This window comes from Brevundimonas balnearis (assembly GCF_042434805.1).
GTDB lineage: Bacteria > Pseudomonadota > Alphaproteobacteria > Caulobacterales > Caulobacteraceae > Brevundimonas > Brevundimonas balnearis.
Map to the genome: position 1 here is coordinate 407,006 of NZ_JBHLSW010000007.1, position 25,632 is coordinate 432,637.

Annotated in this window: 26 protein-coding genes; 5 read left to right on the plus strand and 21 right to left on the minus strand. The window is 70.4% G+C overall.

The window, feature by feature from the left end; translation table 11 throughout:
• Window positions 1–5: 5 nt before the first annotated feature.
• Together ACFFGE_RS11815 and ACFFGE_RS11820 are read right to left on the minus strand one after the other, a co-directional pair.
• Window positions 6–431: a response regulator gene (locus ACFFGE_RS11815; protein WP_376836603.1), complete on the minus strand. Its 426-nt coding sequence runs from the start codon at window positions 429–431 to the stop codon at window positions 6–8.
• Entirely contained in the window at window positions 428–1,927 is a 1,500-nt protein-coding gene (locus tag ACFFGE_RS11820; protein ID WP_376836604.1) for a sensor histidine kinase, read from the minus strand. The genes ACFFGE_RS11815 and ACFFGE_RS11820 overlap by 4 nt, the downstream gene beginning before the upstream one ends.
• A gap of 146 nt (window positions 1,928–2,073) precedes the next feature.
• Here ACFFGE_RS11820 and ACFFGE_RS11825 point away from each other — a divergent pair, with 146 nt between their 5' ends.
• The gene (locus ACFFGE_RS11825; protein ID WP_376836605.1) at window positions 2,074–2,766 is read left to right on the plus strand and encodes a hypothetical protein; all 693 of its coding nucleotides are present in this window, start codon (window positions 2,074–2,076) and stop codon (window positions 2,764–2,766) included.
• Between the two features lie 163 nt (window positions 2,767–2,929).
• On the opposite strand, the gene flhA is transcribed toward ACFFGE_RS11825, so the two are convergent.
• From flhA to ACFFGE_RS11875, 10 genes are all read right to left on the minus strand, one after another.
• Complete coding sequence (flhA, locus tag ACFFGE_RS11830) at window positions 2,930–5,011, minus strand: flagellar biosynthesis protein FlhA (protein ID WP_376836736.1); 2,082 nt, start codon at window positions 5,009–5,011, stop codon at window positions 2,930–2,932.
• A gap of 25 nt (window positions 5,012–5,036) precedes the next feature.
• A complete protein-coding gene (bla, locus tag ACFFGE_RS11835; RefSeq protein WP_376836606.1) occupies window positions 5,037–5,822 on the minus strand; it encodes a class A beta-lactamase in 786 nt (261 codons plus the stop codon).
• A 152-nt stretch (window positions 5,823–5,974) separates the two neighbouring features.
• Entirely contained in the window at window positions 5,975–7,348 is a 1,374-nt protein-coding gene (gene flbD, locus ACFFGE_RS11840; RefSeq protein WP_376836607.1) for a sigma-54-dependent transcriptional regulator FlbD, read from the minus strand.
• A 35-nt stretch (window positions 7,349–7,383) separates the two neighbouring features.
• Window positions 7,384–7,716 (minus strand): flagellar motor switch protein FliN, encoded by a 333-nt coding sequence (gene fliN, locus ACFFGE_RS11845; protein WP_376836608.1) that lies wholly within the window; start codon window positions 7,714–7,716, stop codon window positions 7,384–7,386.
• On the minus strand, window positions 7,716–8,378 hold the full coding sequence (locus ACFFGE_RS11850; RefSeq protein WP_376836609.1) for a FliH/SctL family protein: 663 nt from the start codon (window positions 8,376–8,378) through the stop codon (window positions 7,716–7,718). The genes fliN and ACFFGE_RS11850 overlap by 1 nt, the downstream gene beginning before the upstream one ends.
• A 1-nt stretch (window position 8,379) precedes the next feature.
• Entirely contained in the window at window positions 8,380–9,402 is a 1,023-nt protein-coding gene (fliG, locus tag ACFFGE_RS11855) for a flagellar motor switch protein FliG (RefSeq protein WP_376836737.1), read from the minus strand.
• A 14-nt stretch (window positions 9,403–9,416) separates the two neighbouring features.
• Window positions 9,417–11,057, minus strand: a complete 1,641-nt coding sequence (fliF, locus tag ACFFGE_RS11860) for a flagellar basal-body MS-ring/collar protein FliF (protein WP_376836610.1) — start codon at window positions 11,055–11,057, stop codon at window positions 9,417–9,419.
• 78 nt (window positions 11,058–11,135) lie between these two features.
• Window positions 11,136–12,146 carry an alpha/beta fold hydrolase gene (locus ACFFGE_RS11865; protein ID WP_376836611.1) on the minus strand — a complete coding sequence of 337 codons (1,011 nt, stop codon included), beginning with the start codon at window positions 12,144–12,146 and terminating at the stop codon, window positions 11,136–11,138.
• Complete coding sequence (locus ACFFGE_RS11870) at window positions 12,143–12,724, minus strand: uracil-DNA glycosylase family protein (protein ID WP_376836612.1); 582 nt, start codon at window positions 12,722–12,724, stop codon at window positions 12,143–12,145. Before ACFFGE_RS11870 ends, ACFFGE_RS11865 begins: the two co-directional genes overlap by 4 nt.
• A complete protein-coding gene (locus ACFFGE_RS11875) occupies window positions 12,721–12,993 on the minus strand; it encodes a DUF3253 domain-containing protein (protein WP_376836613.1) in 273 nt (90 codons plus the stop codon). Before ACFFGE_RS11875 ends, ACFFGE_RS11870 begins: the two co-directional genes overlap by 4 nt.
• Before the next feature lie 42 nt (window positions 12,994–13,035).
• Here ACFFGE_RS11875 and ACFFGE_RS11880 point away from each other — a divergent pair, with 42 nt between their 5' ends.
• Complete coding sequence (locus ACFFGE_RS11880; protein ID WP_376836614.1) at window positions 13,036–13,473, plus strand: PaaI family thioesterase; 438 nt, start codon at window positions 13,036–13,038, stop codon at window positions 13,471–13,473.
• Here ACFFGE_RS11880 and ACFFGE_RS11885 read toward each other — a convergent pair.
• The 3 genes from ACFFGE_RS11885 to ACFFGE_RS11895 form a co-directional block, all read right to left on the minus strand.
• Window positions 13,470–14,090, minus strand: a complete 621-nt coding sequence (locus tag ACFFGE_RS11885; protein WP_376836615.1) for a glutathione S-transferase family protein — start codon at window positions 14,088–14,090, stop codon at window positions 13,470–13,472. The two genes, ACFFGE_RS11880 and ACFFGE_RS11885, sit on opposite strands and share 4 nt — an antisense overlap.
• A 54-nt stretch (window positions 14,091–14,144) precedes the next feature.
• Entirely contained in the window at window positions 14,145–15,419 is a 1,275-nt protein-coding gene (locus tag ACFFGE_RS11890; protein ID WP_376836616.1) for a NupC/NupG family nucleoside CNT transporter, read from the minus strand.
• 63 nt (window positions 15,420–15,482) lie between these two features.
• The gene (locus tag ACFFGE_RS11895; protein ID WP_376836617.1) at window positions 15,483–16,361 is read right to left on the minus strand and encodes a branched-chain amino acid aminotransferase; all 879 of its coding nucleotides are present in this window, start codon (window positions 16,359–16,361) and stop codon (window positions 15,483–15,485) included.
• Between the two features lie 82 nt (window positions 16,362–16,443).
• Here ACFFGE_RS11895 and ACFFGE_RS11900 point away from each other — a divergent pair, with 82 nt between their 5' ends.
• The 3 genes from ACFFGE_RS11900 (at window position 16,444) to ACFFGE_RS11910 (ending at window position 19,099) form a co-directional block, all read left to right on the plus strand.
• Window positions 16,444–17,175 (plus strand): response regulator, encoded by a 732-nt coding sequence (locus ACFFGE_RS11900; protein WP_376836618.1) that lies wholly within the window; start codon window positions 16,444–16,446, stop codon window positions 17,173–17,175.
• Between the two features lie 7 nt (window positions 17,176–17,182).
• Window positions 17,183–18,523 carry an ATP-binding protein gene (locus tag ACFFGE_RS11905; protein ID WP_376836619.1) on the plus strand — a complete coding sequence of 447 codons (1,341 nt, stop codon included), beginning with the start codon at window positions 17,183–17,185 and terminating at the stop codon, window positions 18,521–18,523.
• Window positions 18,524–18,595: 72 nt separating this feature from the next.
• The gene (locus ACFFGE_RS11910) at window positions 18,596–19,099 is read left to right on the plus strand and encodes a DUF3313 domain-containing protein (protein ID WP_376836620.1); all 504 of its coding nucleotides are present in this window, start codon (window positions 18,596–18,598) and stop codon (window positions 19,097–19,099) included.
• A 21-nt stretch (window positions 19,100–19,120) separates the two neighbouring features.
• On the opposite strand, the gene ACFFGE_RS11915 is transcribed toward ACFFGE_RS11910, so the two are convergent.
• The 6 genes from ACFFGE_RS11915 to ACFFGE_RS11940 all read right to left on the minus strand — a co-directional run bounded on the left by ACFFGE_RS11915 (window position 19,121) and on the right by ACFFGE_RS11940 (window position 25,592).
• The gene (locus ACFFGE_RS11915) at window positions 19,121–20,014 is read right to left on the minus strand and encodes a DMT family transporter (protein WP_376836621.1); all 894 of its coding nucleotides are present in this window, start codon (window positions 20,012–20,014) and stop codon (window positions 19,121–19,123) included.
• Between the two features lie 77 nt (window positions 20,015–20,091).
• Entirely contained in the window at window positions 20,092–20,568 is a 477-nt protein-coding gene (ssb, locus tag ACFFGE_RS11920) for a single-stranded DNA-binding protein (RefSeq protein WP_376836622.1), read from the minus strand.
• 71 nt (window positions 20,569–20,639) lie between these two features.
• Window positions 20,640–21,077 carry a hypothetical protein gene (locus ACFFGE_RS11925; RefSeq protein ID WP_376836623.1) on the minus strand — a complete coding sequence of 146 codons (438 nt, stop codon included), beginning with the start codon at window positions 21,075–21,077 and terminating at the stop codon, window positions 20,640–20,642.
• Between the two features lie 2 nt (window positions 21,078–21,079).
• Window positions 21,080–21,772: a hypothetical protein gene (locus ACFFGE_RS11930; RefSeq protein ID WP_376836624.1), complete on the minus strand. Its 693-nt coding sequence runs from the start codon at window positions 21,770–21,772 to the stop codon at window positions 21,080–21,082.
• 76 nt (window positions 21,773–21,848) lie between these two features.
• Complete coding sequence (locus ACFFGE_RS11935; protein ID WP_376836625.1) at window positions 21,849–24,524, minus strand: transcriptional regulator; 2,676 nt, start codon at window positions 24,522–24,524, stop codon at window positions 21,849–21,851.
• Between the two features lie 231 nt (window positions 24,525–24,755).
• The gene (locus ACFFGE_RS11940) at window positions 24,756–25,592 is read right to left on the minus strand and encodes a flagellin (protein ID WP_376836626.1); all 837 of its coding nucleotides are present in this window, start codon (window positions 25,590–25,592) and stop codon (window positions 24,756–24,758) included.
• Window positions 25,593–25,632: the final 40 nt, after the last annotated feature.

The window sequence follows — 25,632 nt, forward strand, 5'->3', positions numbered from 1 at the left end:
GAAACCTACTCGATCTCCGGCGCCTGCATGACCGACAGGAACAGACCCAGCTGCTTGATGGCCGTGGCGAAGGCTTCGTAGTCGACCGGCTTGGTGATGTAGACGTTGCAGCCCAGGTCGTAGCAGCGCTGGATTTCGACCTTGTCGTCGGTCGTGGTCAGAACGACGACCGGGGCCCGCTTCAGCCGCTCGTCCGCCTTCACCTGGGCCAGGATGTCGGTGCCCGACATGTCGGGCAGGTTGAGGTCCAGCAGGATCAGCAGCGGCCCGTTGGCCCGCACCTCGGCGCTGAACAGATAGTCCACCGCCGATCCGCCGTCGGCGAAGTGCACGATCTCGTTGCCGATGTTGGCGCGGCGGATGTTCTTCTCGATCAGCTTGGCGTGACCGTGATCGTCCTCGACCATCACGATCTTCACGGCGGCGGTCATGCGGCGTCTCCCGGGTCCTGAACGACGAGGCGTTTGGGGAATTTCAGTCTGAATGTCGAGCCTTGGCCGAGCTCGGACTCCAGCTCGACGACGCCGCCGAGCCGGCGAACGCTGTTCCTGACGAAGGCGAGGCCGAGCCCCTCGCCGGGCCGGTCCTGCCGGCCGGAGCGACGGAACAGCTCGAATATCCGCTCGTGATCCTTGGGCGAGACTCCGCGCCCGTTGTCGGCGATCTCATAGACGATCCAACCGCCGGGAACCTCCTGCCCGGAGAGGCGGATCAGGCCCGGGCGCGACGGGTCCAGATACTTCACGGCGTTGTCGATCAGATTGCCGAACACCTGCTCCATGGACAGGCGATCGCTCTCGATCTCGGGCAGGTCGCCCACCTCGATCTCGGCGTCGGCGGCGTCGGTCTGGTGCCGGACGCTGTCGGCGATGCCCTGGGCGAGCTTCTTCATGTCCAAGGTCTCCGGCGTCAGCGTCCGGCGCCCTTCGCGGGACAGCTTCAGGATGGCGTTGATCAGCCGGTCCATCTTGGCGGTCGAGGCGCGGATGAAGCCGATCGCCTCGGGCACGTCCTCGCGGACCGCGGTCCGGGCGTCCGCATCCACCAGGTCGGGCGCGGCCTCCTCGATCCTGCCGATCTGGCCGTCCAGCGCCTTGCCGGCCTGCTCGAGTTCGGAGGTGTAGCCCATGACGTTGACCAGCGGCGCGCGCAGGTCGTGGCTGACGATATAGGCGAAGCGCTGGATCTCCTCGTTGGCGCGGACCAGCTCTGCGGTCCGGGTGCGCACCGTCTCTTCCAGTCCCGCGTTGGCCTGGTCCAGGGCGGCCCTCGCCGCCTGGAGGTCGGCGAGGTAACGGCGCACCAGCCAGACCGACACGCCCGCCAGGATGACGATCAACACCCCCGCCAGGCCGTTGACGATCAGGGTGGCCTTCGCCGAGCGTTCCGACGCCGCCTGTCGCGTCAGCAGCAGCCGCTGTTCATGATCGCCGATCGCGTCCACCTCGGCGCGCATGGCGTCCATCAGGATCTTGCCCCGCCCGGTGCGGATCAGGGACACCGCCTCGCCGATCCGCCCGGTGGCGGCGAGCTCGACGCCGCGCCTGAGCGTCAGCATTCGCTCATCGACGATGTAGCGGATGCGGCGAGCCTTCTCGGTCTGCTCCGGACTGTCGGCGACCAGCCGTTCCAGTCGGTCCATATCCTCGGGCAGCGCGCGCAGCGCGTCGTTGTAGATGCTCAGATACTGTCCCCGGCCCGTCAGCAGATAGCCCCGCTGGCCGGTCTCGGCGTCCACAGCCCACGTGAGGACGCGCTGGGCGGTCAGGCGGACCTCCTGCGTATGTTCGACACTTCGGTTGAAGCTTTCGGTGCGCGCGACCATCAGGAAGGTCGCCACGTTCGCGGACATCAGCAGGATAAGCGCCGCGCCCAGCAGCAGCACGATCGAGCGCCCGAGCGTCGGCGTGCGCAGAAAAGCGGCCAAGTCTGCCGGCCAGCGGCGAAGATCGATAGGCATGCCCCCGTCTATCCTTCACACCCCGCGCGTAGAAGCAGGGAACTCTCGCCCGGCTTCGGGCTTACGGTTAAGGTTGCGAGCGAGCGAAAAGTTCCCGGTGCTGGGAGGGGAAGATGGTATGGTGGTGGTGGATCCTTCCGGGGGTCCTGGCCTTCTGCGGCCTGACGTTCCTGATTTCGGGTCTGTCGGCCCTGTTCAGGGGGCGGCCCCTCAGCGGCCTGCTGGCCGCGATCGGCGGCGGCGGGCTCGCGGCGGCGGGTGTGGCGATCGCCCTGTTCGGCATGAACCTGCAGACCTGGCAGCGCCTGACCTACGAACAGTCGGTGGCGACGATCTCGCTGCGCCAGACCGCCCCGCAGCGATTTGAGGCGACGGTCACGCGGCCCGACGGATCTTCCGGCGCCTACCCCCTCGCCGGCGACGAGTGGCGGATCGAGGCGCAGGTGCTGCGCTGGGAACCCTGGGCCAATGTCCTGGGACTGAACGCCCAGTACCGGCTGGAGCGCCTGTCCGGCCGCTATCGCAGCATCGATCAGGAACTCAACGACGAGCGCAGCGCCCATGACCTGACCCTTCCCGCCGAGGCCGAGCGCGAGCCGTGGGATCTGGACGCCTGGCTGGTGGCCCAGCGCATGGGCCGCTACGTCCGAGCGGTCGATACGCTGTACGGCTCGGCGGCCTACATGCCGATGGCCGACGGCGCGGTCTACGAGGTGTGGCTGACCCAGTCGGGTCTGATCGCCCGCCCCGCCAACGCCGCCGCCAACACCGCCTCCACCGACGGCGGCTGGGTTCGGGCGCGGTAGCCTTAGTTCTCCTTCTCCCCTCGCGGGAGAAGGTGGCATGCGGAGCATGACGGATGAGGGGGATGCGTCCGCCTGCTCATCGTCGACCGCTCGCGAGCTGAAAGAGCCCCCTCATCCGAGCGCCTCCGGCGCCCACCTTCTCCCACGAGGGGAGGCGGGACGTTCAGACGCTCCCCACCGTCCTCAGCCGCGCCTTGGGGTGGATCTCGTTCTGGCTCATGACCACCGTCTGGCCCCTGAACCGTTCGATGATGGAGCGCACGTAGGGCCGGGTCTGGGCGGCGGTCAGCAGCACCGGCGTCTCGCCGGCCATGGCGGCGCGCTCGAACACGTCGCGCACGCCCCGGATGAAGTCCTGCAGCCGCGACGGCGCCATGGCCAGTTGCTTGTCCTCGCCCGGCCCGATCAGGCTCTCGGCGAAGGCCTGCTCCCAGTCGGGCGACAGGGTCACGATCGGCAGCGCCCCGTCGTCGCCCTTGTGCTGCCAGCACAGTTGCCGTCCCAGGCGTCCGCGCACATGCTCCACCAGCTGGGTCACCGACGAGGTGTGCGGCGCGGCCTCGGCCAGGCCTTCCAGGATCGTGGGCAGGTCGCGGATCGACACCCGCTCGCGCAACAGCGCCTGTAGGACCCTCTGCAGGGTGGTGGTGGAGACCACCGCCGGGATCAGCTCCTCGACCAGCTTCTTCTCCTCGGGCCCGACCTCCCTCAGCAGCTTCTGCACCTCCGCGTAGGAGAGCAGGTCCGCCATGTTCTCCTTCAGGATCTCGGTCAGGTGCGTCGTCAGCACCGTCGAGGGATCGACCAGCGTATAGCCCCGGAACGTCGCCTCCTCGCGCAGGCTCTCGTCGATCCAGGTCGCGGGCAGGCCGAAGGCGGGCTCGCGCGTGTGTTCCCCGGGGAGCTCGACCTGGCGTCCGGCGGGGTCCATGGCCATCAGGGCGCCCAGCCGCACCTCGCCGGCGCCGGCCTCCATCTCCTTGATGCGGATGGCGTAGCCCTGGGTCGGCAGACGCATGTTGTCGAGGATGCGCACGCTCGGCATGACGAAGCCGTACTCCTGCGCCAGGGCGCGACGCAGCGCCCGGACCTGGTCGGTCAGGCGGCGCCCCTCCAGCTCGTTGATCAGGCCGAGCAGCGAATAGCCCAACTCGATCTTGACCTCGTCGATGGCCAGGGCGGTGCCGATCGGCTCCTCGACGTCGTCGGCCGGCTTGGTCTCAATCACCGGCTCGACCTTGGGTTTCAGACGCGCCCGGCCCAGCCGCCAGGCCATGAAGCCGGCCCCCAGCGCCAGGGCCGCGAACGGCAGGATCGGCATGCCCGGGATCAGACCGATGAGCCCCGAGGCGCCCGACACGACCCCCAGGCTCACGGGGTTGGTGGCCAGCTGCTGCACCATGGCCTTGTCGGCCGAACCCTCGACCCCCGCCTTCGAGACCAGGAAGCCCGCGGCGATGGAGATGACCAGGGCCGGCACCTGGGTCACCAGACCGTCGCCGATGGTCAGGAGGACGTAGCTGTTGGCCGCGTCTCCGGCCGCCATGCCGTGTGACAGCACCCCGATCAGCACGCCGCCGATGGCGTTGATGAAGGTGATGATCAGGCCCGCCACCGCGTCGCCGCGCACGAACTTCGAGGCGCCGTCCATGGCGCCGAAGAAGGTCGATTCCTGCTCCAGCTCCTTGCGCCGCCGCTTGGCCTCGGTCTCGTCGATCAGACCGGAGGACAGGTCCGCGTCGATCGCCATCTGCTTGCCCGGCATGGAGTCGAGCGTGAAGCGGGCCGAGACCTCGGCGATACGGGTCGAGCCCTTGGTGATGACCACGAAGTTCACCACCAGAAGGATGGCGAAGACGATGATCCCGATGATGAAGCTGCCGCTCATCATCAGCTCGCCGAAGGCCTGGATCACGGCCCCCGCGCTGTCGGCGCCCTCGTGGCCGTGGCTCAGGATCAGGCGGGTCGAGGCCAGGTTCAGACCCAGCCGGAACAGCGTGGCCACCAGCAGCACCGTGGGGAAGATGGCGAAGTCCAGCGGCTTCTTCATCATCAGCGCGGTCATCAGGATCAGCACGCTGCTGACCAGGCTGATGGCCAGCAGCAGATCCAGGATCAGCGTCGGCACCGGCACGATCAGCAGCAGGATCACGCCGATGACGCCGACGGCCATCGCCACCTCGCCGCGCGCGACCCAGCCCAGCATGTCGCGACCGGTCGGCGCCGCCATGCCGTCCTTCATCATGCCTCGCGGCGCCCCCAGCTGCGTGTCAGCCATGACCGAACTCGCGCATCACCCGGCGCGTCGCCTCGGCGATCACCGCTTCGGCCACCGCGTCATCCGTCTCCCGGGCCGCGTGATTGTAGATCGCTAGGACGACGGGCTCGCCCTGCGGCGGGAACAGCACGCCGATGTCGTTGGTCGGACCATAGCCGCCCGTCCCGGTCTTGTGCGCCACGCGCCAGCCCTCGGGGACGCCCGCCCTGATCCGCGCCGTGCCGGTCGGACTGTCGACCATCCAGCGCAGCAGGAGAGCTTTCGAGTCCGCGCTCAGCGGGGTCGTCTCCGACACCAGCAGCCGTTGCAGATTAGCGACCGCCGCGTTCGCGGTGGTGGTGTCCTTGTCCCCGTCCAGCCGGTTCATCTCGGGCTCGAAGCGGTCGACCCGGGTCACCTCATCACCCAGGCCGCGATAGAAGGCCTGCATCGGCCCCAGCCCGCCCATGGCCTTCAGCAGCAGGTTGGCGGCCGGATTGTCGCTCACCTCGACGGTGCCCTTCATCAGCGCCTCGACCGTCAGTCCTGAGCCGACGGCCGGTTCGGTCACCGGGGCGTGGGAGATCATGTCGGCGGCGGTGATCGGGATGACCCGGTTCAGCCGCTCCTCCCCGGCCTGCACCCGCAGCAACGTGGCCGCCGCCAGGAACGCCTTGAAGGTCGAGCAGTAGACGAACCGCTCGTCACCCCGCCACGCCAGCCTTCGACCCGAGCCGGTGTCCAGCGCGGCGACGCCCAGCCGGCCGCCGCCGGTCTCCAGCGCCGATAGGTCCAACACCTGGACCTCCGGCTCCGCGGCCATCGCCGGGGCACGCGGCGCGCACGCCGCCGCCGCCAGCGCGCCGAGCCCGGTCAGGACGGACCTCCTCAGGACATCATTCCTCCCCCGCTGCGCGGGTGAGGAGATATCTTCGACGCCGTCCCTGCCCATCAGCCCGCCGCCGCGACGCCGGACTGGGGCGCGGGGATGTCGATCCCCTCCTGGGCGTATTCGTTGAGCTTGTTGCGCAGCGTGCGGATCGAGATCCCGAGGATGTTCGCGGCGTGGGTGCGGTTGCCCAGGCAGTGCTTCAGCGTGTCCATGATCAGCGCCTTCTCCATCTCGGCGACCGTCTGGCCGACGAAGGCGCGGGTCACGGTCTCGGCCGCCTGGGCGGCGCGGTCCACGACGTTGGAGGCCGGCGCGGCCCCGCCCATCAGGGGCTGGCCGTCCGGCAGGCGGATGGCCTCGACGTCGATCTCGGGACCGGACGCCAGCAGCACCGCGCGGTGCATGGCGTTCTCCAGCTCCCGCACATTGCCGGGCCAGCGATGGGTGGCCAGGGCCTGGCGCGCGGCGGCGGACAGCGGTCGCACCGGCACGCCGTTGGCGGCGGCGTACTTCTTGATGAAATGCTCGGCCAGCACCGCGACGTCGCCGGGCCGCTCGCGCAAGCTGGGCAGGCGCAGGTTCACCACGTTCAGGCGATAGAGCAGGTCCTCCCGGAACGTCCCTTCCGCCACGGCCTTGGCCAGGTCGCGGTTGGAGGTGGCGATGATGCGGATGTTGACCGGCACCGGCCGGGTCCCGCCGACGCGGTCGATGACCCGCTCCTGGATGGCGCGCAGCAGCTTGGCCTGCAGCCGGGCGTCCATCTCGCTGATTTCGTCCAGAAGCAGCGTGCCGCCGTCGGCCTCCTCGAACTTGCCGATGCGACGACCGACCGCCCCGGTGAAGGCGCCCTTCTCGTGACCGAACAGCTCGGATTCCAGCAGGTTGTCGGGAATGGCGGCGCAGTTGACGCTGATGAACGGCTTGTCGGCCCGGCGCGAGTGGGTGTGCAGATAACGCGCCATCACCTCCTTGCCGACGCCGCTCTCGCCGGTGATCAGGATGGAGGCTTCCGACCGCGCCACCTGGTCGGCGAGCTTGATCACCGCCTGCATCGACGGATCGGCCGAGATCATCGGCCGCTCGTCGTCGGCCACCGCCGCCAGCACCGCCGCGATCAGGTCGGCCTCGGGCGGCAGGGGGATGAACTCCTTGGCCCCGGCCCGGATGGCGTTGGCGGCGTCGCGGGCGTCGGCGTCCACGCCGCAGGCGACCACCGGGACATGGATGCGCTCCGCCTCGTTGGCGGCGATCAGCGAGGCGATGTCGACGCGGTAGTCGACCATCAGCAGGTCCGCCCCCTGCCCGCGCCTCAGCTGCTCGGTCGCCTGGTCGCCGCGTTCGACGTGATTGACCTTGGCGCCGTGCGCCATGGCCATCTTCACCGCGCTGGCGAGCTGTCCGCTCAGTCTGCCGACCACCAGAAGCCGCATGGGTCGTCCTCCCTAATCCTGCATCCGGTCGCCGATCAGGCGCCCAGGTCCTCGGTCTTGATGATTTCCGTCATAGTCACGCCCAGCCGGTCCTCGACCAGCACCACCTCGCCGCGCGCGACCAGGCGGTTGTTGACGAAGATGTCGATCGCCTCGCCGACCCGGCGATCCAGCTCCAGCACGCTGCCCCGATTGAGCTTCAGCAGCTGCGACACGGTCATGTGCGCCTTGCCCAGCACGGCCGAGATGTTGACCGGCACGTCGAACACCGGCGCCAGATCGGTCGCGGTCTTCTCGCCGGGCTCGTCGGTCAGGGCGACCGCCGTCTGATCGGCGAACTCTTCCAGCGCGAAGTCGTCGGTGGCCATCACAGGTCTCCTTGGGAGAGATTTTCAGCGTGCCCGGCGTCGGCGGCGAGCGCCGTCTCCAGCGCCTGGCGGATGCGGGCCTCGGCCGAGGCGGGGTCGTAGGCGGCGCGCCCGTCGGCCCATTCCAGCACAAAGGCGGCGGGCGGCAGGGCGGGCTCGTCGCGGAACACGACCAGTCCCGGAAAGCCCGCGTCGGCGCACAGGCGGCTGATCTCGTCGCGACCCGCGTCGTCCAGTTCGGACGCCGCCACCACCAGCCGGGCCGAGGCCTCTACGTCGTCCGACAGAGTCTCCAGCGCCGTCTTCAGGGGGCCGTGGGGGAAGCGCGTCAGGGCGGCGCCGGCGATCACGCGCGCCGCGGTCAGGGCCAGATCGGCGGCCCCGGCCCTGTGCCGTTCGGCCGCCGCCTGCAGCGCACCGGCGGACTGCGTCAGAACCTGCGCGATCGTGGCGAGGGCCTGGGACCGCAGGGCGTCGGCCTCCGCCAGCGCCGCCGTCCGCGCCTCGGCCCGCGCCTGGGCCACCAGCGCCTCCACCTCCGCCGGCGCATAGGCCCGCTTGGTCGGCGTGAACGCGCCGGACCGCAGTACGGCGCCCGTGTCGGAGAACTCGGTGTCGAAGACGAAGGGGCGGGTCTGGGTCGAGGGCTGGGCCTGGGTCATGTCAGTAGATCAGCTCGTCGTCCGCGCCCTGGCCGACCAGCATGATGTCGCCCTTCGCGGCCAGGTCCTTGGCGACCTGGACCATGTTCATCTGGGCGGCGTCGACGTCCTTCAGACGCACCGGGCCCATGCTCTCCATGTCCTCGCGCATGATCTTGGCGGCCCGCTCGGACATGTTGGAGAAGAACAGCTCGCGCAGGGTCTCCGACGCGCCCTTCAGGGCCAGACCCAGCTGGTCCTTCTCCACGGCGCGCAGCAGGGTCTGGATGCCGCCGGGGTCCAGCTTGCCCAGGTCCTCGAACACGAACATCAGGGCGCGGATGCGCTCGGCGGACTCGCGGTTGCGTTCCTCCAGGGCTGCGATGAAGCGGGCCTCGGTCTGGCGGTCGAAGCTGTTGAAGATCTCCGCCATCATCTCGTGGCTGTCGCGCTTGGAGGTGCGCGCCAGGTTCGACATGAATTCTGTCCTGAGCGTCTGCTCGATCTTGTCCAGGATCTCGCGCTGCACCGGCTCCATGCGCAGCATCCGCTGGACGCACTCCAGCGCGAAGTCCTCCGGCAGCGAGGTCAGCACGCGCGCGGCGTGGTCCGACTTCACCTTGGACAGGACCACCGCCACCGTCTGCGGGTATTCGTTCTTCAGATAGTTGGCGAGCACGGCCTCGTTCACGTTGCCGAGCTTGTCCCACATGGTCCGGCCCGCCGGGCCCCGGATCTCCTCCATGAGGGCGTCGACGCGGTCCGGCGGCATGAACGACGAGAGCAGCCGCTGGGTCTGGTCATAGCTGCCCATGACCGATCCCGAGCCGCTCATGCCCGAGACGAACTCGATCAACAGCTCCTCGACGACCTGGGCCGTGACCGTGCCAAGGCCGGCCATGGCCTGGGAGATCTCCTTGATCTCGTCCTCGTCCAGGCCTTCCCACAGCTTGGTGTGATCCTCGCCGAGCGCCAGCAGGATGACCGCGGCCTTCTCCGGCCCCGTCAGCTTCTTGGCGTCCTCGACCGCCGGCTTCTTGGTGATCATGCGGGCGGCCATCAGCCTTCAGCCACCCAGTTGCGGATGATGGACACCGACGCCTCGGGGTGCCGGTCGACGAACTCGGCCACGCGCTTGACCGAGGAGGCCTTCACCTGGCCCTCGATGCGGGCGATGTCGATGCGCTCGTCGACGGCGGTGGCCGGTCCGGCCAGCATCGGCGTCGCGCCCGGGGCCGCCGCGATCATCTGGCCGCCCGGCCCCACCGTCGTCGTCTGCAGCAGGGTCGCGCCGGGGGCCGCCTCGCCGGTCGCGGCCGACGACGCGGTCTTCAGCAGCGGCCTCAGCACGAAGAAGATGAGCAGCAGCCCGGTGACCAGCAGCACCAGCAGCTCCACGCCACGCATGATGTCGTTCTTGGTGAAGTTGAACAGCGACGAGCCGCCGTCGGTGCCGCCGACCGTCGCCGTCTCACGGGCGAAACGGACGTTGACGACCTCGACCGTGTCGCCGCGCTCCTCATCGTAGCCGACGGCCGAACGCACCAGGGCGGCGATCTGCGCCATCTCCTCCTCGGTGCGCGGCTCATAGGTCGGCTCCGCCCCGTCCGCGCCCGGCGTCCACTTGCCGTCCACGGCCACGGCGATCGCCAGCTTCTTGACCTCGCCCGGCTCTCGGATGGTGGTCGTGGTGGTGTTGGAGATCTCGTAGTTCGTCGTCTCGGTGTTCTCGGTCGACGTCGAGCCCAGCGGCGTCTGGTTCGGCGCCTCGCCGCCGGGGATGTTGTTCGTCGCGGTCACGCCGCCGTCGGCCAGCTCCGTCGTCTCCTGGCTGTTCGCGCCGTTGGTGGAGGTCGAGCGCACCACCTGACCGTCCGGGTCGAAGCGTTGCTCCTGGGTGGTGGAGCGGCTGTGGTCGATCTCGGCCGTGACCTGGACGCGAGCGGCGCCGACGCCGACGACGCCCTCGACGATGTCCTTGATCCGCGCCTGCAGCTGCGCCTCCGTCGACGCCTTGGCCTCCTCGGCCGAGGTGGAGGAGAAGGCGTCGCCCTCGGCCCCCGCCGCCAGGGTGCGGTTGCTCTCGTCGACCACGGTCACCCGCTCGGGCTTCAAGCCCGGCACGGAGGACGCGACCACGTTGCGGATCGAGCGGACCTGGTCCCCGGTCAGGTCGCGGCCGCCCACGCCCACCACCACCGCGGCCGTCGGCTCCGGGGCCTCGGACTGGAACAGCTCGCGCTGGGGGCGGGTGATGTGCACGCGCGCCGAGCTGACGCCGCGCATCGACATGATCGTGCGGGCCAGTTCGCCCTGTAGCGCGCGCTGCTCGTTCAGCTGCTGCTGGAACTCGGTCTGGCCCAGCACCGACTGGTTGTCGAACAGCTCGTAGCCGACCGAGCCGGAGGTCACGAGCCCGCGCTCGGCCAGCATCAGCCGCGCCGTGCCCACCTCGTCGCGGTTGACCATGATGGTCGAGCCGTCCCCGCGCGTGGAGTATTTGATCCCCGCCTGGCCGAGCGCCGAGGTGATCTCGCCGGCCTCGCGCAGGTCGAGGTTGGAATAGAGCAGGGCGTCCGGCGGCTGGCCGATGCGCATCATGACCGCGATCAGCACGGCGGTGACGCCGGCGGCCACGCCCAGGATGGCCGCGAGCCGGCCGATGCCGAATCTCTGGATCGCCGCCGTGAAGCCGCCCACGCGCCCCGCCCCGAACACACGCGGGATACCGATGACGCCCGCTAGGCAGAAAGTGCCGCCCGCGTGGTAAACGGGCCGTTAAGCCGCCGGCGCGGCGCGCCCCTCTAACGCTGGCAGGACGGGCGCCGGCTCCGACGGCGGCGGCAGCCCGGGGTCGCGCAGAAAGCTCAGCACGTCGCCCAGCACCCTCGCCCTGCCGAGGTCGCGCACCAGCAGATGATGTCCGTCCGGGTAGAAGGCCGTCCTCAGGTTCGCCGGAGCGCCCGCCCGCGCCAGGGCCCGGCGCATGGGCCCGGCCTCGATGATCTGGTCCCGGCCGCCATAGGCCAGGAGCGTCGGGCCCCGGATCTCGCCCAGACGCCGTGCGGCCTGCTCCATCAGCTCGACCAGCCCGTAGATCGCGTCCAGCCGCGTCTCGAAGATCATCTCCGGATCGGCGCCCATGCGGCGCAGCTCGGGGATGTTGTCGCTTGCCAGGATGTCCCTGACCGCCCAGTCGGGCGGCGTCAGCGCCAGCGAGCCCATCAGCCGCGCCGAGACCCACAGGCTCGCCCGGTTCAGAAGCGGTTGGCTGGACCAGCCCCAGACGCCGGGCGCCAACAGGACCAGCCGGTCGGCCTCGGGCGGCCTTTCGGAGGCGAAGGCCGAGATCGCGACCGCGCCCCCCATGCTCTCGCCCACGACGCCGATCGTCGCCTCAGGGTGCGCGGCCCGGACCAGCCGCGTCGCCTGGCGCAGGTCCTCCACCATCCGGTCCTCGCCCGCCCAGACCCCGCGTCCGGGCGCGGAGCCGAAGCCGCGCTGGTCATAGGCGTAGACCGCCACGCCCCGCGCGGCCCACCATGGACCGGCGAGGTGGAACGCCATCTTGTGGTCGTTCATGCCGTGGACGCAGACCAGCGCCGCCCACGGCTCGGTCTCGGGCAGCCAGCGCAGCAGCGGCAGGCGGGCTCCGTCCTCCATGACGAAGGCCGCCTCGGTCAGTCGCGGCCCGGCGAACCCGGGCGGCGGGGTCAGCCGCGGCTGCACCCTCGGGGCGCATCCGGCCGCGAGGGCCGCTCCCGCCAGAAGCAGCGCCCGCCGGTTCACGCCAGCAGCTCCCTGACCCGCTGCCTCAGCCAGGGCACGACCTCCGCCTCGAACCACGGTTCGCGCTTCAACCAGGCGGTGTTGCGCCACGACGGATGCGGCATGGGCAGCACCGCCGGCAGATAGTCCCGCCAGGCCCTGACGGTCTCGGTCATGGAGGCCCTGGCGCGATCCCCCAGCGCCCAGGCCTGGGCGTGGCCGCCGACCAGCAGGGTCAGCTCGACCCGGTTCAGCTGTTCCAGCAGGCGCGGCCGCCACAGCTGGGCGCACCGGCGCGGCGGCGGGAAGTCTCCGCCCTTCACGGCCGTGCCGGGGTAGCAGAAGGCCTGAGCCGCCACCCCGATCCGCCGGTCGCCATAGAAGGTCTCGGCGTCGACGCCCAGCCAATCCCTCAGCCGGTCGCCGGACGGGTCGGTGAACGGAAGGCCGCTCTCGTGCACCCGCCGCCCCGGGGCCTGACCGCAGATCAGCAGCCGCGTCTCCGGAAAGACCCGCACCACCGGTCGCGGCTCGTGCGCCAGTTCGCCCGCGCAGGCGCGGCAGGCGCGGATCTCCTCAAGCACGGCGTCGAGGCTCATTCGCCCCCAGACTTGGCCCCCTCGTCCGCGAGCGGCAAGCGGAGCCGGATCACGCCCTTGAAAGCGTCGGGGTCCACCGGCTTGCCCTTCTTGGTGATGACCAGCCGTCCCTGACGGGCCAGGCCGGTCGCAACCGCACGGACCCGGCCCATCTCTCGCTGCCAGCGCTCGGGCGCGATGACCTTGGCCACCTCGGAGGGACAGATGCTCTTGCCCGCGTCACGCCGGGCCAGCTGGTTGAAAATCTCGTCTTCGATCGGATCGCTCATGGCCCTATATCCCGCAGCGCAGCATCGGAGGAAACCCGGCACATGGTCGCCAAGATCACCGTCACCGAAGGCGAGTTCGCCGGCTGGAAGACCTACGACCTCCACGGCACCTTCGATCAGGTGGTCGGGCCCTTCTACTTCCGTCCCGACCCGGACGGGCGCATGCGCTGCGCCTTCCGCGCCGAGCCCAAGCACATGAACGCGGGCGGTCGCATGCACGGCGGGTGCTTGATGACCTTCGCCGACATCGCCCTGTTCCAGACCGCCTATCAGGAGATGGAGGGCGCCTCTGGCGTGACGGTGCAGCTCGACTCCACCTTCATCGACGGCGCCTATGTCGGCGAGCTGGTGGAGGCGACGGGCGAGGTCGTGCGGGCGGGCAAGAGCCTGATCTTCGTGCGCGGACAGATCCAGGCCGGCGACCGCGTGCTGATGACCTATTCAGGCGTCATCCGGAAGTTTGAGCCGCGGGGGGCCTAGGCCATCCCCGCCTGGGCCGCCGGGCGGGCGCGGCACGCCTCCAGCCAGCGCGCCAGATGGATGTACTGTTCCGGCGGCGCGTACTTGATCTGCCGACCGAAATCGAGGCCCACGACGGCGACCAGGTCGGCGATGGTGAAGCGATCGGCCGCGATCCACTCGTTGTCCGCCAGGCGCCGGTCCAGGGTCTTCATGAACTTTTCGGCGGTCGTCCTGTTGCTCTCCGCCAGCTCCGGCGACTGGGTCTCGATCGCCGCCAGCGCCGGGTGGGTGTGGCGCACCGTCAGCATCATCGGATTGGCCAGATAGAACTCGCAGCGGCGCATCCACATCTCGATGACCGCCTGCTCCTTCGGATCGCGCCCGAACATGTTCGGCTCCGGGTGAAGCGACTCCAGGTAGCGGCAGATGGCGATGGACTCGGAGATGCAGGTCCCGTCGTCCAGCTCCAGCGCCGGCACGTGCGGCACGCCGACCTTGGCCCGGTATTCCGGCGTGCGGTGCTCGCCGAAGAAGATGTTGACCTGCTGGATCTCGATGTCGGTGACGCCCTTCTCGGCCAGGAACCAGCGAACACGGCGCGGATTGGGCGCGCGGGTGCTGTCGTAGAGCTTCATGGGCGGCCTCCCGGTGACGCGGTCCGATTTCCGCGCGTTTTTATTCGCTACGCCCTAGCGCGCGAACACGCTCCCGGGCAAGGCGCCGACCACCGAGGCGGTCATCAGGGTGGCCAGGAAGCCGGCGAACAGGGCCTTCCACACCAGGCTCAGCACCTCCTCCCGGCGCTCGGGGATCAGCACCGACAGGCCCGTCACGGTGATCCCCACCGACCCGATGTTGGCGAAGCCGCAGAGCGCATAGGTGAGCAGCATCCGGGTGCGTTCGCTCATGCCCTCCTCGGGCACGGCGCCCAGCTGGATGAAGGCGACGAACTCGGTCAGGGTCAGCTTCACGCCGAGCAACCGCCCCGCGACCTGGGCGTCGGCCCACTCGACCCCCACCAGCCACGCGACCGGGGCGAACACGAACCCCAGCAGGCGCTCCACCGTCACCGGCTCGCCGAACAGCCAGAAGCCCCCCAGCATGACGTTGACCAGGGCGACCAGCGCCACGAACACGATCAGCACGGCCGAGATGTTCAGCACCACCATCAGCCCGTCCGACGTGCCCTTCACGATGGCGTCGATGGCGGAATCGTACTTCAGCGCCGAGCTGTAGTCGGCGTAGGCCCCGCCCTGTCCCGACTTCTCCGGCACGATGATGCGCGCCAGAAGCACGCCCGCCGGCGCCGAGACGATCGAGGCCACGAGCACATGCCCCGCCGCATTGGGCAGGACCGGCGCCAGAAGCGTCGCATAGGCCACCATGGTGGAGCCCGCGACGGTCGCCAGCCCCACCACCATCATCAGGAAGATCTCGGACCGGGTCAGCTTGTCCAGATAGGCGCGGATGACGATGGGGCTCTCGATCATGCCCAGGAAGATGTTGGCCGCCACCGCCAGCGCCGAGGCGCCGCCCAGGCCCAGCGTCTTCTGAAACAGGAAGCCGAAGCCGCGCGTGATCCAGCGCAGGATCCGCCAGTGCCACAACAGCGCCGACAGCGCCGAGATCACCAGGATCAGCGGCAGCACCTCGAAGGCGAACACGAACAGCGCCGGCCGGTTCTCGATCACATAGGGCTGATCGCCGCCCGCCAGATAGCCGAACACGAACTGGGCCCCGACCCGCGTCGCCGCCGCCAGCCCGTCGACCGCGCCTGTGACGGCCGCCAGCACCCCCTGCGATCCAGGAATGGCGAACAGCGCCAGCACGAGCGCCGCCTGCACGGCGACCGCCCCGAGCGTCAGCCGCCAGGGAAAGACGCGCCGGTTCTCCGACACCGCCCAGCAGGCGAGCACGATCACGACGAGCCCGAGAAGGCTCTGAAGGTTCAGGGTGCTGAACATGGATGAAAGGGGCTCCCCACCGGTTCCCCTTCCTGTCCGACGCGCGTCAGGCTGGCAAGCGCCTTACAGTTGACGCCGCACCAGTCGGCCGTAGTCCTCCATCAGGCCCAGGCTGATGTCGCCCGGCGTGAAGGTGTATTCGCCCACCAGCGACACCGGCGTCACCTCCGCGGCGGTGCCGGTCAGGAAGCATTCGGAGAAGCCCGACAGCTCCTCGGGCCGGATGTGGCGCACGACCACCTCGATGCCTTTGGCTTCGGCGAGGCCGATCACCGTCCGGCGCGTGATGCCGTCCAGTATCGCGTCGGTCGGCGGCGTATGGATCACCCCGTCCTGGACGAAGAAGACGTTGGCGCCGGTCGCCTCGGCGACATAGCCGCGCCAGTCCAGCATCATCGCGTCGGAGAAGCCGCGCTTCTCGGCCGCCGTCTTGGACATGGTGCAGATCATGTACAGGCCCGCCGCCTTGGACGCCGACGGCGCGGTCATCGGATCCGGCCGACGCCACTTGGCCCACTCCAGCCGGATGCCCTTCTTCTTGGTCTCCGGGTCGAAATAGCTGGGCCAGTCCCACACGGCGATGGCGACGTGGGTCTTGTTGTGGATGGCCGAGACGGCCAGGGCCTCCGGGCCGCGGAAGGCCACCGGACGCACGTAGCAGTCCGACAGCCCCATCTTTTCGCAGGTCGCGATGCAGGCCCGGTCGATTTCCTCGACCGAATAGGGCAGATCGAAATCGAGCAGGTTGGCGGACGCCTTCAGGCGCTCGGAATGCTCAGTCAGCTTGAAGATTTCGCCGGCATACATACGCTCGCCCTCGAACACCGACGAGCCGTAGTGCAGGGCGTGGGTGAGAATGTGCGTTTTCGCTTCCCGCCAGGGCACGAAATCGCCGTCAACCCAGATCCAGCCGTCGCGATCGTCGAAAGGAACCAGAGCCATTGCACAACATCTCCTCAAGCGTCGGCTGTCTTAGACCCCCCTCGGCGGCCCAGGTCAACGCCGCGACGCGCCGGGCGCGGTCATGAGCGACGCGCGTTTCGGTCGTTCGGGCCCCATCGCGGGCCCCGGCGTGGGCCGTCACCTGCTGATCGTCGACGACGACGACCGCATCCGCGAGCTGCTCAAGGAGTATCTGGCGCGCGAGGGCTATCGGGTGACCGGCGCGGCCCACGCGTCCGCGGCGCGGCGGCTGCTGGAGCTGATCGAGTTCGACCTCGTGGTGCTGGACATCATGATGCCGGGCGAGGACGGCCTGTCCCTGACCGGCTGGGTTCGGTCCAAGGCGCGGCTGTCGAACACGCCGGTGCTGCTGCTGACCGCCCGTGGCGAGCCGACCGATCGCATCCGGGGGCTGGAGCAGGGGGCGGACGACTACATGTCCAAGCCGTTCGATCCCCGCGAGCTGGCGCTGCGCATCGACGCCATCCTGCGCCGCGCGGGCGTGAAGCCTGTGGCCCCCCGCGAGATCCGCCTGGGGCCGGTCATGTTCGACATGGAACGGCTGGAGCTCACCCGCGAGGGCGCGCCGCTGCGGCTGACCGAGGCCGAGGCCCAGCTGCTCAAGACCCTGGCGCTCAACGCCCACGCCCCGGTCGAGCGGATGGCGCTGTCGCCCGACAAGGCCGACATCACGGGCCGCGCGGTCGACGTCCAGGTGACGCGCCTGCGCCGCAAGCTGGAGGTCGATCCGAAGAATCCCCGCTACCTGCAGACGGTTCGCGGCGTCGGCTACATGCTGGCGCCCGATTCGTGACCCCTCGGTGAGGCTCCTTCCCCCCGCCCTGTGGGGCCGCTTCATCAAGCGGCGGCTGCCGACCAGCCTCTGGGGCCGATCGCTCCTGATCATCGTTCTGCCCGTCCTGTTGATGCAGGTGGCCGTGACCTGGGCCTTCTTCGACGCCCATTGGCAGACCGTGACCGCCCGGCTGTCGGACGGGCTCGCCGGCGACATCGCCTGGGCGGCGGCCTCCTATGGCGACAACCCCACGCCCCAGAACATGGCCGTCATCGCCGAGCGCGCCGAGCGGTCGATGCAGCTGTCGATCGCCTTCCAGGAGGGCGACGTCCTGCCGCGTGATCAGCGGCGCGGCCTGCTCGGCGTGGTGGACCGCACCCTGGACAGCGCCCTGGCCGCCCGGCTGGACCAGCCCTACTGGTTCGACACCACCCGCTACCCGGCCTACATCGACGTGCAGGTCCAGACCCCGACCGGGGTGATGCGGGTCATCGCCCCGCGCGAGCGGGCGGTCGCCACCCAGGCGCACATCTTCGTCATCTGGCTGACGCTGGCGACGATCCTTCTGATGTCGGTCGCCATCCTGTTCATCCGCAACCAGGTCAGGGCCATCGAGCGGCTGGCGGACGCGGCCCAGGCCTTCGGGCGCGGCGAGAGCCCCCGCTTCAAGCCCCACGGCGCGCGGGAAGTGCGCTCGGCGGCGCTCGCCTTCATCGACATGCGCCAGCGCATCCAGCGCTACATCGAGCAGCGAACGGCGCTCCTGGCCTCGGTCAGCCACGATCTGCGCACGCCCCTGACGCGGCTCAGGCTGGAGCTGGCCCTGGCGGAGCCCACCAAGCGGACCGCCGCCATGCAGCGCGACCTCGACGAGATGGAGCACATGATCGACGAGTATCTGGCCTTCGCCCGCGGCGAGGCCGGAGAGGCGGCGGAGGCGGTCGACGTCCCGGGCCTTCTGCGCGGCCTGGCGGCCGACGTGGTCCGGCGCGGCGCCGAGGCGGAGGTCGTGGCGCCCCAGGATCTCGAACTGACGGCGCGTCCCATGGCGCTGAAGCGGGCGCTCGCCAACCTCGCCGACAACGCCGCCGCGCACGGGACGAGGGTCCGTCTGTCCGCGCGGCGCCTGGCCTCCGGCGATGTCGAGATCGCGGTGGAGGACGACGGTCCGGGCATCCCCGAGCCGCTGCGTGAGGAGGCCTTCCGCCCCTTCTCCCGCCTCGACGAAAGCCGCAACCAGAACCGCAAGGGCGTGGGCCTGGGCCTGGCGATCGCCCGCGACGTGGCGCGGGGGCATGGGGGAGAAATCCTGCTCGACGACAGCGACCTGGGCGGATTGCGGGCGGCCCTGAGAATTCCCGGCTGAGGGGACTGGCGCGCCCACGGCCAAGGTTTATGTTGAGGCGGCAAGGGGGCTTGCAACACAGGAGTCGTCGCCATGCGGCCTCTCGCCATTCTCCTTCCCTTCGCGGCCGTCGCGGCGCTCGCCGGCGCGGCCCAGGCCGACGGCCTCCAGGCGCCGGCCGCCGGGGCCCGCGTCACCGTCGCCATCGGTCCCGAGCTTCAGGAACGCGCCGAGCAGCTCGGGCGGCGCGACATCGACGATCTGGCCGATGACCTGCGCCGGGCCGTCGAGCGCGAACTCGAACGTTCCGGCGCGCTCGCCGGCGCCGAGGTGCGCCTGGTGCTCGCGGACGCCAAGCCCAACCGGCCGACCCTGCAGCAGCTTTCCGACAGGCCGGGCCTGGATCCGATCCGGAGCATCAGCATCGGCGGCGCCGACATCGAGGGCGAAGTGGTCCTGGCCGACGGGTCGGTCCGCCCGGTGAGCTATGACTGGTACAGCTCGAGCCTTTCGGAGGTGCGGGGCTCCTCCACCTGGCAGGACGCGGATCGGACCTTCGACCGGTTCGCCCGGCGTCTCGCGGACGGCCGCTTCTGAGGCCGGGCCTCGCGGGGCCGCTCAGCCCCGCGAGGCGCCGGCGCGGAGCCCGCGCTCGGCCAGGGCCACCACCGCCACGCCGCAGATGGTCAGCGCGGCGCCGATCAGGATCTGGGCGGTCAAGACGTCGCCCAGGACCCCCGCGCCGATGACGATGGAGACCACGGGCGTGGCCAGCAGATAGGGCGTCACCCGCCCCGCCTCGCGCCGCTGCACCAGCCAGAACAGAAGGCTCGTCGCCACCAGCGACGACGCCAGTCCGCCCCAGGCGACGGCCGCCCAGGCGATCGGGGGCGCGGCGGCGACCGCCTGGACCTGGCCGGTCTCGAACGCCAGGGACGCCAGCCCCGCCAGCGGAAAGGTCGTCAGGGCCAGCAGTCCCTGCATCTTCAGGGGCGGGATGGAGGTGGTGCGTCGCGCCACGACCGTGGTGATCGCCCAGGCCGCCGACGCCGCCACCGTCACGGCGATGGCGTCCCATTCGCTGAGCACCGCCGGGTCGATCCCCATCCATGCCACCCCCAGGAAGGCGACCGCCATGCCGACCATCGCCGCCTTGGACAGCCGCTCGCCCAGCATCAGGAAGGCGAACAGGCTGGTGAAGGGGATCCACAGCTGCGCCGCCACCGAGACGGGGCTGACGTCCCGCGCCAGCCAGAACGCCAGATAGATCAGCCCGTAGTGGAGCGGTCCGCCCAGGCCGACGATGACCAGCAGGCTCCTCCAGTTGGGAAACGGCGGCCGGATGAAGGGCGCGAGGCACAGCGCGGCCATGAAGAAGCGCAGGGTCACCGTCGCCATCGGCGGAATGTGATCCGTCGCCACCGCCGCCGCGGCGTTGTTCACGCCCCAGATCACCACCACCGCGAGGATGGCGAGGAGCTCGATCGGGGTCAGGCGTTCGCTGAGGGGCACCCGTCGCCTATGGCATGGGGCGCGGCGCGGCGGGCCTCACATTCGGTGAGCGCAGGTTTCGCCGACGGGCCCCGGCCTCAGAACGGAATGTCGTCGTTGAGGTCGTAGCTCTCGCGCGGGCCGGACGGCTTGGCCGCGCCGCCGGTCGAGAAGCCGGACGAATAGTCGTCGTCGCCGCCGCGCGAGGCCCCGCCGCCGCCGTCGCGACCGCCCAGCATGGTCAGCTCACCCCGGAACTTCTGCAGCACGACCTCGGTGGAGTACTTCTCCACGCCCTGCTGGTCGGTCCACTTGCGGGTCTGCAGCGCGCCCTCGACGTACACGGTCGAGCCCTTCTTCAGATAGTTCTCGGCCACCTTCACGATGTTCTCGTTGAAGATCACCACCCGGTGCCACTCGGTCTTTTCCTTGCGCTCGCCGGTCGACTTGTCGCGCCAGGTCTCCGACGTGGCGAGCGACAGGTTCGCGACACGCTCGCCGCTGTTCAGGGTGCGGATCTCCGGATCCTTGCCGAGGTTGCCGACCAGGATGACCTTGTTGACGCTGCCCGCCATCGCGCGGTTCCTTTTCTTCTGATTGCGCCCGCTGCATAGCGTGAACGGGCGGATGTTCCAACTTTGTTCTACTATCCCGCCGGCGCGGGTGCGGCCGGAGCCACGGCCGTCGGCTGGCCGTCGATGTCCCGCTGGATCGCGCCCGGAATGGCCAGGCGGCCGTCGCCGGTCCGCGCCAGGGCGAAGAAGCGCGGACCGTTCAGATCCTTGCCGAACTGCACGCCGCGCCGATCGATGAAGATGAACTGCCCCTGGTAGGCGCCGACGATCTCGCGGTTCGACCCGCCCAGCCGCAGGAAGCGCAGCCGCATCTCCTCCAGCCGCGCGGCGCAGAACTCGATCTGGGGCTGGTCGCGCGCCACGATGTTGAAGCGCGGCTCGCCGCCCTCGGCCTCGGGCAGGACGACATACCAGCAGACGCCGGGATCGCGCGGCGCCTCGACACGCTCTGCGCAGGCCGCGGCCCCCAGGCTCAGGGCGGCGGCGACGGTGACGGTGACGGCCTTCATACTCACCCCAGGCTCGGGAACTGACAGTTGCGGTCCTGCTCGACCAGCGTGCGGAACCTGGTGTTGTCCGGCGACTGCTCCACCCGGCGCGGCACCAGCCGCAGCGTCGTGTCGCCGTACCGGCCGTAGAGCGCCTCGCCCGGCCGCACGCAGGTCCCGGCGAACAGGGCGCGCACGCAGGCCGTCTGGCTGAGGCCGTCGCCGATGTTGCGCCATTCGGAACCGGCGTAGCGAAGGCAGGCCGGCCCGGCCGCCGGGGCGGTCGGCTGAGGCTGATCCACCGGCTGCGGCTGAGGCTGCGGGCGGGGCGCCTCGACCAGGGCCACGGCGGGAGCCTCCGGCGGAGGATCGAAGGCGGCGGTCGGCGCCGCGGCCAGCGCGCCCGTGGCGTCCAGCCCGACGTCCAGCGCGTCGGTCGCGAGCCCATTGCGGCGCGCGCAGTCCTGGAGCGTCGCCATGCCCACGAACTGCCCGTCGACGAAGCACCGCAGTTCGCGCGTCGGCTCGAGCGCCGGAGCGTCGGCGACGTCGACGGTCAGGCCGCCGGGCGCGTCCTCGTCCACCGCCTGGGACGGCGCGCCGCCGCGACCGCCCAGGACCAGGGCCAGGATCACCGCCGCCACGACGGCGAGCGCCAGGCCGATGATGATGACGGTGCGGTTGGAGGCCTTGGAGGCGGGGTCGGGCTCGGCCATCGGTGCTCGCGCGGCTGGGTTTCTCGCCAATAACCCCGGCGGGCGGTCGGGCGTCAACCGATAAGGCGGGCGGCGATCAGCCGCCGCCGGTCAGCCGGCTCAGCGCCGCCTGATAGTTGGCCAGCTGCGCCGTCAGATAGGCCGGCGCCTGGCCGGTGATGCGCTGCGTCTCCGATTGCGGCGCCAGCGCGCGATAGGCTGCGCGGACCTGGCTCATCGCCTTCAGGATCGCCTCGCCGGCCGCCCGGCGGGCCTCCTCATCCTTGAGGCTGAGGCCCGAGCCGAGGTTAAGGCCGAAGGTCTGGGTGACGTCGTCGCCTGAGGTCGCGCCGATGTAGCCGGGCGACAGTCCCAGCCCCGCCAGGGCGTCCCTCCCGGCCTCGCCGGAGTTGAGCACGGCGCCCTGCTCCGGGTCGCGTGGGCGGATATTCAGCCTCTGGACGCCGTCCGTGCCGGTCGCCACCGTGACGATCAGCCGGCGCTGCGAAGCCTGTTCGATCTTGCGCGCCAGGGATTGCAGCGTGTCGCGGCCGTCGACCGTGACCGTGCGCGCCCGGCCGCCGTCGCCGAGCGACACCGTGAACCGGTCTCCGACCCTAAGGCTCGTCGCCGCCGTCAGCAGCCGGGAATCGCTCTGGGCCACCACCCCGTTCGGCAGGCCCAGACGGTCCAGCACGCTCGCCCCGCCCGAGGCCACCGCCAGGGTCGCGGGCGAGGCCTGATCGCCGTCGCCCGACCAGGTCCGGGCCCAGTCGACCGCGCCGCTCGCGGCGTCCATGCGCGCCAGATAGCCCCGGGTCGGATCCTCGTCCTCGGCGTCGAACGGTCGGTTGGAGACGCCGGTCACATAGACCTTGCCGCCGCTGACCTTGACGTCGGCGGCGGTGTCCTCGCCCGCCCCGCCGTAGTAGCTGACCCAATCGCTGGCCGAGGCGGCGAGATCGGTCGACAGGCTGGCCACGAAGGCGTCGGTTCCGCCCGCGTGGGCGTTGACCACGGAGCCCGCCTGCAGCGCCGCGTTGCGGCTCGCGCCCGAGACGATGACGCGGCCGCCGTCCACGGCGATGGTCGCGATCTCGCCGCTGAGCACGCCGAGATCCCGCGTCGACTGCAGCGTCGGCCGACCCTGCGCGTTCAGGGTGAAGCGCCGGATCACCGCCCGACCGCTCTCGACGCCGGCGGTGTAGAGGTCCGACCCGACCACCGTCATGGCCGCGACCCCGTCCTCGCCGGTGGTGCCGAACTGGCGCGTGGCCTCGACCCGCACCGTATAGGGCGCGCCGGGATAGAGCTGGCTGGCGCGGAAGCTCTCCACATAGCCGTCCCAGCCGCCGACGCCGGCGGCGCCGGGCATGGCCGAGGCCGCGCGTCCCGACACCAGCACCGCGCCGTCGTCGGCGAAGGCCACCGCCGTCGCCTCGTCCGCAGCCCGCGCGCCGCGCCGCTGGGTCCACAGCTCCACTCCGGCGCTGTCATAGACCGTGACGAAGCTGTCGCTGACGGCCGCGTCCGTGACCGTGCGCCCCGGCTCCAGCGCGCCGGTGACCGATCCGGCCACCGCGACCTTGCCGTCCGCGGCGACGGCGATGGCGAAGCCGGACGCCTCCGACGCGGCCCCCAGGGCGCGGCTGGCCACCAGCCGACCCGAGGCGTCGTACTTCAACAGGGCGACGTCGCTCTCGCCCTTGATCGGCTGGCCGGTCAGCCCCTCCGCGTTCAGGTCCGCGACCAGCCACAGCGATCCGTCCGGTCCGACGGCGCTGGCGCGCACCGCCGCCACCCCCTCGGGCAGGGCCGTCTGGGACAGGCGACCGTCGACCCACTGGGTCTCGCCGATGCGCGACGAGCCGCCGACGCCGTCGGCGGAGAACTTCAGAAGCTGTTGGGCGCCGTTCGCGCCGGCCTGGGCCACATAGACCGCGTCGGCGGACGTGGCCGGGGCGAAGGACACGGTCTCCACCGACGTGCCTTGGATCTTCAGCGCCCAGCGGTCCGGCCCGTCCGGCAGGGTGACCGTGCGCGTGCCGACCTGAACCGTGCGGGTCTCCGACGGCAGCTGCTCGCGCCCGAAGCGGGTCTCCAGCCCGGCGGCCTCGAGCTTGTCGTTGATCAGCCCCGTCACCGCGTCGAGCGTGCGCGGCTGGCCCCCCAGTTCCGACAGGTCGATACGGAGGGTCTGCGTCGTGCTGGCGGTGCGCGCCACGGTGATGTCGAACACCACATCGCCCTGAAAGGCCGCGACCGGGGTCTCGACCGCCCCCTCGTGGACCGGAGCGGTGGTGAAGGTCGGCCGGTCCCGCGCCACCCCCGCGCTGGTCTTAGCGGTCGCGGCGGCCGTGCCCCCAACCAGACGGACGCCCTCCAGATCGAGCCCAGCGACATAGGTCGAGATCTCCTGCAGGCCGCTGTCGAACCGCTTCTGCAGCAGGGCCTGTTCGGTCGCGGCCACGCCGGTCTCGCGCGAGCGATTGGTCAGCGCGCTGAGGGTTTCAAGCCCCTGGTAGAGGCTGAAAAGCTGTCGGTAGGTGTCGGAGCCGTCGCTCAGGTCCAGACGGACGGCGCTCTCGTCGATCAGGCGGCGACCGCCCAGGGCGGCCCGCACCAGGTCGCTGGCGGGCGTGGCTGTGACCGTGGTGGACCAGGGCGGCGTCGGCTGGGCCGCGCGGCGCGGGGTCGCCACCGTCTGGCCGAGCAGGCTCGTCGTGTCCGAGGACACGCCGTAGAGGCCCAGCAGATAGCTGTTGTTGATCACCGCGCGGGCACCTTTCGGGCCCAGTCTGGCGGTCTGCGGCAAACACGACGTTAAGGCGCGCGGAACCGACTCGGCCGATCCATGTTATCCGGGGTCGGAGGTTTCGATGTTGCACGCCCTGAAGCACGCCCTGCTGAGGTGCCTCGCCGCCTACGGACTGGTCGAGGCCCCGGCGCGCCGGCGACCGCAGCCGATCCGCATCCTGCACTGGAGCCGCTGAGCGCGCCGAGCTTAGCTCTGGAACAGCGACAGCAGGATCTGCGGCGCCTGATTGGCGATGGACAGCGACTGCACGCCCAGCTGCTGCTGGACCTGCAGCGCCTGCAACCGCGCGCTTTCCTTGGCCAGGTCGGCGTCCACCAGATTGCCGATGCCCGCCTCCAGCGTATCGGTCAGCTTGGAGACGAAGGTGGTGTGCGCCGCGATCTGCTTGGCCTGGGCGCCGAGTTCGCCCAGAGCGCTGTTCAGCGAGGTGATCGAGCTGTTGAGGCGCGTCAGCGCCTGGGCCGCGCCGCTGAAGGTCGTCAGCGTGTCATTGGTCGACAGGCTGATGATCGAGCCCGACAGCGTCAGATCCTTTGACGCCAGGGTGATGAAGGACGTGGCGTCCGCATTGGCCAGGAAGGCGATGCCGTTCGTCAGGGAGCCGTTGAGGATGTTCCCGCCGTCGAACTCCGCGTTCTCGACGGCCGAGGCGATGGCCCGGAGGATCGCCTGGAAGTCGTCGTTGAGGAGAGCCCGCGACTGGGTGCTGAGCGACGTATCCTGGGCCGCGACCACCTTTTCCTTCAGCTGGTTGAGCAGGTCCGAGATCGACTCGCCGGCCGACAGTGCCACGTCGGCCAGGGAGGTGGCCCGCTCCAGGCTCTGCTTCACCGCCGCCAGGGCGCCGACGTCGGCCCGCTGGCCCTGGGCGATGGCCCAGATGGAGGCGTTGTCCTTGGCGCCCTGCACCTTCAGCCCGGTGCTGACCCGGCCCTGAACGGCCTCGAGCCGTTCGTTCGTGCGCGACAGGTTCTGGAGCGCGATGGCGGCTGAGGTGTTGGTGTGGACGCTGTTGGTGGACATGGCGTTCGGCCCCGACGGTTTGCGCCGACGCTATCGGCGA

Bases quoted from the DNA above. Each gene is read 5' to 3' on its own strand.
- ACFFGE_RS11815 (WP_376836603.1), bottom strand. From the start codon at position 431: ATGACCGCCGCCGTGAAGATCGTGATGGTCGAGGACGATCACGGTCAC.
- ACFFGE_RS11825 (WP_376836605.1), top strand. From the start codon at position 2,074: ATGGTATGGTGGTGGTGGATCCTTCCGGGGGTCCTGGCCTTCTGCGGC.
- flhA (WP_376836736.1), bottom strand. From the start codon at position 5,011: ATGATGAAGGACGGCATGGCGGCGCCGACCGGTCGCGACATGCTGGGC.
- flbD (WP_376836607.1), bottom strand. From the start codon at position 7,348: ATGCGGCTTCTGGTGGTCGGCAGACTGAGCGGACAGCTCGCCAGCGCG.
- fliN (WP_376836608.1), bottom strand. From the start codon at position 7,716: ATGGCCACCGACGACTTCGCGCTGGAAGAGTTCGCCGATCAGACGGCG.
- ACFFGE_RS11850 (WP_376836609.1), bottom strand. From the start codon at position 8,378: ATGACCCAGGCCCAGCCCTCGACCCAGACCCGCCCCTTCGTCTTCGAC.
- ACFFGE_RS11870 (WP_376836612.1), bottom strand. From the start codon at position 12,724: ATGAGCCTCGACGCCGTGCTTGAGGAGATCCGCGCCTGCCGCGCCTGC.
- ACFFGE_RS11875 (WP_376836613.1), bottom strand. From the start codon at position 12,993: ATGAGCGATCCGATCGAAGACGAGATTTTCAACCAGCTGGCCCGGCGT.
- ACFFGE_RS11880 (WP_376836614.1), top strand. From the start codon at position 13,036: ATGGTCGCCAAGATCACCGTCACCGAAGGCGAGTTCGCCGGCTGGAAG.
- ACFFGE_RS11885 (WP_376836615.1), bottom strand. From the start codon at position 14,090: ATGAAGCTCTACGACAGCACCCGCGCGCCCAATCCGCGCCGTGTTCGC.
- ACFFGE_RS11890 (WP_376836616.1), bottom strand. From the start codon at position 15,419: ATGTTCAGCACCCTGAACCTTCAGAGCCTTCTCGGGCTCGTCGTGATC.
- ACFFGE_RS11895 (WP_376836617.1), bottom strand. From the start codon at position 16,361: ATGGCTCTGGTTCCTTTCGACGATCGCGACGGCTGGATCTGGGTTGAC.
- ACFFGE_RS11900 (WP_376836618.1), top strand. From the start codon at position 16,444: ATGAGCGACGCGCGTTTCGGTCGTTCGGGCCCCATCGCGGGCCCCGGC.
- ACFFGE_RS11910 (WP_376836620.1), top strand. From the start codon at position 18,596: ATGCGGCCTCTCGCCATTCTCCTTCCCTTCGCGGCCGTCGCGGCGCTC.
- ssb (WP_376836622.1), bottom strand. From the start codon at position 20,568: ATGGCGGGCAGCGTCAACAAGGTCATCCTGGTCGGCAACCTCGGCAAG.
- ACFFGE_RS11925 (WP_376836623.1), bottom strand. From the start codon at position 21,077: ATGAAGGCCGTCACCGTCACCGTCGCCGCCGCCCTGAGCCTGGGGGCC.
- ACFFGE_RS11930 (WP_376836624.1), bottom strand. From the start codon at position 21,772: ATGGCCGAGCCCGACCCCGCCTCCAAGGCCTCCAACCGCACCGTCATC.
- ACFFGE_RS11940 (WP_376836626.1), bottom strand. From the start codon at position 25,592: ATGTCCACCAACAGCGTCCACACCAACACCTCAGCCGCCATCGCGCTC.